The 8322-nt window shown below is 61.6% G+C and carries 8 protein-coding genes and 1 pseudogene; 5 read left to right on the top strand and 4 right to left on the bottom strand.

All coding sequences use genetic code 11. The annotated features are described in order from the left end of the window. Positions 1-282: 282 nt before the first annotated feature. Positions 283-588, bottom strand: a complete 306-nt coding sequence (locus OU682_RS22895) for a DUF6522 family protein (protein ID WP_268944503.1) — start codon at positions 586-588, stop codon at positions 283-285. Positions 589-605: 17 nt separating this feature from the next. Continuing rightward, entirely contained in the window at positions 606-1796 is a 1191-nt protein-coding gene (gene hmpA / locus OU682_RS22890) for an NO-inducible flavohemoprotein (protein WP_268944502.1), read from the bottom strand. 78 nt (positions 1797-1874) lie between these two features. On the opposite strand from hmpA, the gene OU682_RS22885 reads away from it, so the two are divergent. From OU682_RS22885 to OU682_RS22875, 3 genes and pseudogenes are all read left to right on the top strand, one after another. Continuing rightward, positions 1875-2291 carry an RrF2 family transcriptional regulator gene (locus OU682_RS22885; RefSeq protein WP_268944501.1) on the top strand — a complete coding sequence of 139 codons (417 nt, stop codon included), beginning with the start codon at positions 1875-1877 and terminating at the stop codon, positions 2289-2291. Positions 2292-2387: 96 nt separating this feature from the next. Continuing rightward, the gene (locus OU682_RS22880; RefSeq protein WP_268944500.1) at positions 2388-2819 is read left to right on the top strand and encodes a hypothetical protein; all 432 of its coding nucleotides are present in this window, start codon (positions 2388-2390) and stop codon (positions 2817-2819) included. Between the two features lie 26 nt (positions 2820-2845). After that, positions 2846-4169, top strand: a pseudogene (locus tag OU682_RS22875) (IS256 family transposase). Between the two features lie 651 nt (positions 4170-4820). Here OU682_RS22875 and treZ read toward each other — a convergent pair. Continuing rightward, entirely contained in the window at positions 4821-6686 is a 1866-nt protein-coding gene (gene treZ / locus OU682_RS22870; RefSeq protein ID WP_268944499.1) for a malto-oligosyltrehalose trehalohydrolase, read from the bottom strand. A 63-nt stretch (positions 6687-6749) separates the two neighbouring features. On the opposite strand from treZ, the gene OU682_RS22865 reads away from it, so the two are divergent. Then, complete coding sequence (locus OU682_RS22865) at positions 6750-6878, top strand: alpha-amylase family glycosyl hydrolase (RefSeq protein ID WP_268944498.1); 129 nt, start codon at positions 6750-6752, stop codon at positions 6876-6878. A gap of 25 nt (positions 6879-6903) precedes the next feature. Beyond that, positions 6904-7428, top strand: a complete 525-nt coding sequence (locus OU682_RS22860) for a RipA family octameric membrane protein (protein ID WP_268944497.1) — start codon at positions 6904-6906, stop codon at positions 7426-7428. A gap of 408 nt (positions 7429-7836) precedes the next feature. Here the strand turns inward: OU682_RS22860 and OU682_RS22855 are convergent, their stop codons facing one another. Further along, entirely contained in the window at positions 7837-7965 is a 129-nt protein-coding gene (locus tag OU682_RS22855; RefSeq protein ID WP_268944496.1) for a copper chaperone PCu(A)C domain-containing protein, read from the bottom strand. Positions 7966-8322: the final 357 nt, after the last annotated feature.

Below are 8322 nucleotides of genomic sequence, written 5' to 3'. Positions count from 1 at the left end.
GCCGCCGGCTGGGTGGGTGTCAGTTCACCCGGAGATTACGCCGCCATCCAATTTCTACCACTTCCGAGACACGACCCTTTTCTCTCCGAGGCACAGGCCGCTTGTCTGGCGGCCCGGGGCTGCTACTTCCCTGGCACAGCCAAGGCGGCAGAGAGCCGCACCACGTCCGCAGCGGAGCGCACGACGCTGCGGGCTATGTCTGATATCTCTTTGGTCCTGCTGCCTCGTGACAAGCCAACGCAACAAGGGCTGCAACGGTCCTGCAGGATCACGACCGAGACGTCATGATCCTGTCGTACCTGGCCGCAGCTCCTCCCGTGGCACATCCAACCGCACGCGCGTCAATGTTAAGACCCTACAGTCGCGCCCGCAGGTCAGCCGGACCCGCCACTGAGCCGACTGGAAGGTCAGGCGAAACTTTCCTTCATCATCGCCCTCACCTCGTTCCACAGTGCTCCTGATCCGCCCAGAGCGCATGAGGTCTTGAAAACCCGCCACATCGAGTTCGAGCAGTGGTGCGATCTGGGCCGCCTCAACAACGGGACGATCCTGATCGAACGTGATCTTTGTGGCAGAACGGAGGCTCATGACACTGCTCCTTTCCTCTACGTCACAAGGTGTTCGTCGGCCGGCCCGAAGAACTCGTAGTGGATGCGATCGGCAGGGATGTTCACATCCTTCAGGCCTCCAACAAAGTGCCGCAGGAAGGGACGAGGGCCGCAGAGATAGATTTCCGCTTCGTCCAGGGGCGTGTTGGCTCGTAGCCAGTTGATGGTGATCCGGCCCGGATTGGCTCTGTCGTCGGCGCCACTCTCGTAGAAGGTTTCAACCAGAACATTGCCATGCCGGGCTGCCGCATCTCGCACCTGTGCGTCAAGGGCATGATGTGCGGGGCTGCTCGTGCCATGGACATAAAAGACGGGCACATCGCGGTGCTGCTCTGCCAGCACCTCCAGCATGCTGACGATGGGCGTCAAGCCTACGCCGCCCGATAGCAGGACCAGCGGACGCTGCGGGTCGTTGGCGAGATGGAAATCCCCGGCGGGGGGGGTGGCCTCAAGGATGGTGCCGACAGGCGCGTGATCGTGCAGAAAGCAGGATGCCTCGCCGTCCGGCTCTCGCTTTACGGTGATCCGGTAGCCTTCGTTGCTCGGCATGCTGGAAATGGAATAGTTCCGCTTGACGCCTGCAAGGCCCGCCTCGTCAAAGCGCAACGTCAGATACTGCCCCGGCCGGTGCGAGACAACAGGGCCGCCGTCCTCGGGCCGCAAGATGAACGAGACGATCCCTTCTGCCTCAACCTGCCGTTCCGCCACCAGGAAGCGGCGCCAGTCGGTCCAGCCCCCGGGCTTTGCTTCGATCTCCGTGCGGATGACGGCCTCGCGCTCGATCAGAAGGTCAGCCAGAAACCAATACGCTTCTCCCCAGGCTTGCAGAATATCCGGTGTCGCTGCATCGCCTAGAACCTCTTCCATGGCACCAAGAAGCGCTTCGGCCACAAAAGGATAATGCTCCGGCAGAATCGCGTAGCCAATATGCTTCTGGGCGATCCGCTCCACCGCTGCCCCCAGAACCGACAGGTTGTCGATGTTCTGTGCATAAGCCAGCACGGCCTGCGCCAGGGCAAGACGCTGCGTGCCCTTTTTCTGATTGGCCTGGTTGAACAGCGCAGCAATGTCTTCGTTGCGGAACAGGCGGCGGTACATTGTCTCGGTAATGACAGGACCATGCTGCTCCAGTGCGGGCACCGTAGCCTTCACGACGGCGATGGTCTGTTGCGACAGGGGACGCGGCATGAGTCTCTCCTAATCATGCATTTCTAATGCATCTATAGATCTCTATACATGCAATTGGAATACATCTATTGTAAAAAGATGAAACTGACCCGCTACACCGACTATGCGCTGCGCGCCCTGATCTATCTTGCCGCCCATGACGGTGGGCTGGTGTCGATCCGCCAGATTGCCCAAGCGCACGACATCTCGCAAAACCACCTGATGAAGATCATTCAGGACTTGGGTGCTGCTGGCTTCGTGAAGACCACCAGGGGACGTCACGGTGGGTTGGCGCTGGCGCGGCCGGCGGCAGAAATCACCATCGGTCAGGTGGTCCGGCATACGGAAGGAGATAGCAGGCTCGTCGATTGCAGCACCTGTCGAATTGCCGAAGGATGCAGCCTGCCGGACGTCTTTTCCGAAGCCAGAGAGGCCTTCCTGGCGGTGCTGGACAAGTGCCACCTGTCCGATGCGGCGCGCACGCCGGATGCCTTTCGACATTTGTTCGTGGTCTGATGTGGCGAGACATGACTTGAGCCAGCGTCGGGCATCACCTGGTGCCCAAGGGGTCCATTTTCGCTGATGCCCACAGCTGAAGGAACGCGTCGCTGGATGGCCGTGTTGATTTCCCAAATGAAAAAGGCGCCTGACATTAACAAGTTTTTTATTAGCAGCGCCGTTGCACTGATTCTAACGTCGACACATCTCGCCGCCGGGCCGATCCATACACAGGACGACACGGCACGCCTCGGAACGTCGTTTGGCGAACAGATCTGGCTGGCCAAGGACAACAACGGCAATGGGCACGGTAACGACAAGGCGCGCAAGAACGGTCATGGCAATGCCGGCAACGGCAACCGTGGCAACGGGAAAGCCCACGGGGACAACGAAGATGCCAAGGCAGATAAGGGAAATGATCACGCCAAAGGCGACGGGGGGCCTGAGCATGCAGGTGGACCGAAGCTCAAGACGAACGGCAAGGGCGTCGAGCACGCGTCGCATGGAAACGGCAGGGGCGCCAGCGGCAGCCGAGAGAGTGTCTGATCTTTTGTGTATGACTGATCGGGTCCATGCTTCACCGAAAGGAAGCATGCATGACGATCTCCAAGGAACTTCTCGACGAACTGCTGAAGGGTGTTGAGCGCCCTGAGGATCTGCTCGGCGACGCCGGGCTGATGAAGGAGCTGAAGGTTCGGCTCATGGAGCGGATGCTGGGTGCGGGGCTGACCGCGCATCTGGGCTATGAGGAAGGCAAGGACGCGCCGCCGGGCCAGGCGAACCGGCGCAACGGCTCGTCGACCAAGGTTCTGAAGGGTCAGGACGGCGAATTGCCGGTAGCCGTGCCCTGTGACCGCGACAGCAGCTTCGAGCCGGAGCTGGTGAAGAAGGGCCAGACCCGGATCGATGGCATGGATGACAAGAGTTCGCCATGGAAGCCGCCACTGGTCCGAGGCCCATGGCGGATGGGCTCTATGCCGCCCCGCCGGGCTGACGGTGCGGGATAGCCAGGCCCATCTGCTCGACCTTTATGGCCTGAAGGTCTCACCCGACCTGATCAGCCGCGTCACCGATGCCGTTCTGGACGAGGTCCGGGAATGGCAGAGCCGGGCCTTGGACCGGATGTATCCGATTGTGATCTTCGATGCATTGCGGGTGAAGGTCCGCGATGCCGACAGCCGGACGGTCAAGAACAAGGCCGTCGACATCGCCCTTGGCGTCACCCGCGACGGCCTGCGCGAGGTCCTGGGCCTGTGGATTGCCGAGAGTTGGAGGGGTCACAAAACAGTCCAGTGGACTGTTTTGCCCGACAACGGGCGCCAAGTTCTGGCTCTCGGTGATGAACGAACTGAAAAACCGAGGGTTGCAGGACATCCTGATCGCGGTCGTCGACGGGCTGAAGGGCTTCCCCGAGGCCATCACCGCCGCCTTTCCGGACGCCATGGTTCAAACCTGCATCGTGCATCTGGTCCGCCACAGCCTGAACTTCTGCTCCTGGAAGGACCGCAAGGCCGTGGCCGCCGATCTGCGCCGGATTTACAGCGCCCCGACCGCAGCGATGGCCGAAGCCGAACTCGATGCCTTTGAGAAAAATGGGCCGGGAAATACGCGTCCATCGCCCCGGCCTGGCGCCGGGCATGGCAGGAAGTGATCCCGTTCTTCGCTTTCGACCCGGCGATCCGAAAGATCATCTACCCCACCAGCGCTATAGAAAGTCTGAACCGTGTGATCCGCAAGTCGATCAAGACCCGGGGGTCATTCCCGACCGACGATGCCGCAACGAAGCTGATCGACATGGCGATCCGCAGCTTCGAGAAAGACGGCCGAAACGTCAGGGAATGGTTTGCGGCCCGTAATCAGTTCGCCATAATGTTCGGCGAGCGCTTCGACGCTTGAGTATCTGGAACCGCATGGACCAGGCCAGATACACAAAGCTCAAGACACTCCCGTCTCCATCGGTCCGTGGTTGAAGTCCACAAACTCCACTATAACCGACACCCTCGATGGCCACCCCGGTTACACCGACAGCGCGACGCCAAATTCCACCACGTCCTCGGACACTAACAATCCTCTCGCCCTCCCTGCTGCCGCAGAAAGGAAAAGGGTGGACGACTTTTACGCCGCCCGCAGCAGCTCCATGCCGCCGCTTCCGTGGACTAATTTCGCATCGCCGTTCTCACGCAAGGCCATGACTGCTGCGAGCGCGAGAGCCGGTTTGCTGCCAGAGCCCTGATCGTTTCGTTTGCTGCCAATTCCTTGATTGGACCCACGGCATCTTTTCTGCTGGGAACGAGCAAGAAAACGTAACGGCACGCCATTATTGCTTTTGTCTCTCTATGCGGATGGAACAACAACAGCTTTTTGATATGGATCTCGAAAAAGGGACGCGGTTCTTGGTGAGCGACATTGACGCCTACTATTGAATTTTTGGGACCACTGCATTCTGCCAGAACCTCGCCGTTGCGTCAGATTATTCTTGCCTGGTCAATCTCCCCAAGGGGGCGGCGAGCGGGTTGCACCAACTCGCATGTCTTCGACAAGACTATCTCAGGCCTGTGCCTCCTCCCGGACCCTCGGGGCCATCAGGACCGCCGCCTCGGAGGGCACGGTCCAAGCGCCATTGGTTTCGGATTGGGGCGTGCCGCTACCGCCATAGGCGGGGTCCTCGCTGGACCAGGCCAGTTGCCAGCGACATCCGGCGGGCGGCGCAAGGAGCGGTTCGGGAAGCGAGGCCTTGTGCAGATCGCGCCCCAGGTTCACCAGCAGCAGGCGCGCATCGCACCCCCGGCCAAAGCGCAGCAGGAAGGCGCCCTGCTCCAGCACCGCGCCGTCCAGGCCCTGCGCGCCCTGCGCCGCCAGCACCGGATCGGTCCGGCGCAGGGCCAGAAGGTCGCGATGAAGGGCCACGGCCTCGGCGTGTTGGTCCCACTCGGCCCAGTCCAGCCGGCTGCGCGCGAAGGTGTCGGGATCGTCCGGCGGGGCTAGGCGGTTCTGCATCTGCGTGGTCGCCAGCGCGGGAAACTGCTTCAGGAACTCGGCCCGGCCATCGGCAATGGGGCCGCGCAGTTCCTCTCCCATATCGGCGAAGTAGAAGAAGGGCGTCGAGGCGGCGAATTCTTGGCCCTGGAACAGCATGGGCGTGCCTGGCATCAGCAGCATGGTGGCCGTGAGCGCGCGCAGGCGCGCCGGGCTTGTCCGCCGGTCCAGCCGCCGCCCGCTGCCGGTGTTGGCCACCTGATCATGGTTCTGCAGATAGGTGACAAAGGCTTCGGGTGGCTGGTTGAGTACTGGCTCACCCCGGCGTTTTCCTTGATGGGCATAGTTCTGGCCCTGGTAAAGCCAGCCGTATTTGGCGGCCGAGACGAATTCCTGCGGGGTGCCGCGATGATCGGAATAATAGGCTGGGTTGCGTCCCGTGGCCGCGACCATGGCCGAATGGTGGAAGTCGTCGTTCCAGACCGCGTCGACGCCTTGGCCGCCCTTTGCGGGATCGGCCAGGAGGGCCGCGTCCTGCGGCTCGTTCTCGGCCACGATGAAGCATCGGCGCGGGTGGGCGGCATCGCGCGCGGCCTGGACGATCTCGGCAATGACATGGGGCTCGCGCGCGCAGAAGATGCTTTGCGTCGCATCCAACCGCAGCCCGTCGAAGTGAAATTCGCGGATCCAGTAGGCGGCGTTCTGGATGAAGTACTCGCGCACGGGCGCGGCATCGGGGCCGTCGAAGTTGATCGCCTCGCCCCATTCGCAGTCGTAGCGGTCGGTGAAATAGCGCTGCGTGAAGGCGGGCCAGGGGTTCCCGCGTGGTCCAATGTGGTTGTAGACCACGTCCAGGATCACGCCGATGCCAAGCGCGTGGGCACGGTCGATGAAGCGGCGCAGGTCGTCGGGCCGCCCGTAAAGCCGCGTCGGCGCGAACAGGTTCACGCCATCATAGCCCCAGCCGAAGCGGCCGAAGAAATCCGCGACCGGCATCATCTCGATCACGGTGATGCCAAGATCCGCCAGCCGGGGCAGATGCTCGGCCGCAGCCGTCCAGGTGCCTTCCGGCGTGAAGGTGCCGACATGCATTTCATAGACGACCTGCCCGCGCCGCGACACGCCCGGCCAATCCGCATCCGTCCAAGGAAAGGCCGGGTCCACGACCTCGGACGGTCCCTCCGGCCCCTCGGGCTGGAAGCGCGAGGCGGGATCGGCCCATGACCCATCCTCATCGTCCAGCTGGAAGGCATAGCGTGTTCCGGCCATCACGCCGGGAACAAGGGCGGAGTAATAGCCGTTCCCCTCGGGTTCCAGGGCAACGGGTTCGTCAAGCAGCACCTTCACATGCCAGCGGTCGGGAGCCCAGATGCGGAAAAAGGTTCCGCCCTCGATCAGCGAGGCTCCGATCGGCATGGGATGGGCAGACTTCAGCATGGGCAACGCTCTTGGGGACCGTGACGAACGTCAGGGGCAAAAAGTTGTTCCGAAGGAGACAGAATGACACGACGCACGCAGTGGTGGATGGACCGCACCGCCTATCAGATCCATCCGCGGCGTTTTGCCGATGCGAATGGCGACGGTGCGGGCGACATCCCGGGCATCATCGAACGGCTGGACTTCCGATGATTTCTCCAATCCCGCGAGGCTCCCTGTGCAAGACACCGATGAAACCCTCATCCGCAGCGAGAACATCAAGCGTCTCAACACCTTTCGCAGCGAGATCCAGTTTGAAAGCGAGATGCTGTCCAGCAGACTGGGCGCTTATCTCTCGTCCCAGTCCTTCCTGATCATCGCCTACGCCTCGTCCATGAATGCGGGATGGTCGAAGCCGGGCCTTTTCGTCCTTCTGGTGTTATTCCCCATGGCTCTGCTTGGGATTGTCCTGTCGCTGGATGCCTTGCGGGCCATCAGAAGCTCCTATGGCGTGATCGAGCGGTGGAACGACCGTCAGAACGCGCTTCTTGAACAGCATGGGCATCTGGCGGACTACTGGCCCAGCGAGCATGGCGAGAACGAGCCGCCGCGTGATCCGACGCTCAGTCGCCGGTTTCGCGAATGCACGCTTTTTGCCATACGCTCACCGTGGATCTTCGGGATCACCTGGATTTACCTCGCCGGTGTGGCGGTCTGGCTATTCCTGCGTGAGGGCCAGCCCGGACTGCTCGCCGGCGGATAGCAGGATGGGCGCAAGACGCGCCCATCCTGGATCAGGCGGCCATCTGCCGTTCCCAGAAACGCAGGTTGCGGCAGGCGGCGATGAGGCCGTCAGTCCTGAGCGGAAATTACCCTCGGAGCACCAACAGCAAGGGCTACGGTGCCCCGGCCAGCAAATCCGAGCCAGTCCTGCGAATTTACCTGCCCGCCCTCGTAGCTGGTCAGTTGCCACGTCATGGCGCTCAGATGGGCGTCGCGTATTTGGGCGGCGGACGTCGCTATATCCTCCTACCATGGCAGATCGCCACTTTGCCAGGCACCGAGAGGCAGCATGAAGCCGATAGCAGCAAAGAGGCCGGCAGCCCCAAGGATCAGGGTGCGACGCCGCATGCCGCCTCTCCTGTCCGGATCGGCAAGACCTTAGTGTCGATCAAACCTCATCAGCCTTCTCGAACTGCAGCGTCACGGGAAAGCTTTCGCCTTCCTTCAGTTCCTCGTCGAAATCCATGAGCATGCCGTGATAGCCGCCCGGCGTCAGGCTGACGGTTTCTCCTGTCAAGTATTCTGAAAAGAAGGACTGCGGCTGGCCCAGACATTGCTGTCACCATTGGCGATCAAGCCAAGGCGAGGAACAGGGTCGGTGTCGATTATGCCTCCTGAAAATACGTAAGAAGGGCAGTTGAACGAGAACTGCCCCGGAACAATTCAAGCTTTGCGACAGGGTCCGGGCATCTCCATTCATGGAGAAGGCACGGCAATCGCGCGGCCCTGACCCCGGTGCCAGACGAAGGTCATGCGATGGTCATGAGTTCAAAATCATCCCGCGAGATGTCGGAACCGGAAAGGCCCACCAGATAGATGGCATCGGGCGTAAGATCGGGTCCAGTGCCAAGGTTCACTCTCACCGCCCAGCCTT

The organism is Paracoccus benzoatiresistens (assembly GCF_026913015.1).
Taxonomy (GTDB): Bacteria; Pseudomonadota; Alphaproteobacteria; order Rhodobacterales; family Rhodobacteraceae; genus Paracoccus; species Paracoccus benzoatiresistens.
The sequence above is the reverse complement of the archived record's forward strand: the minus strand, read 5'-3'. Positions and strand labels throughout refer to the sequence as shown.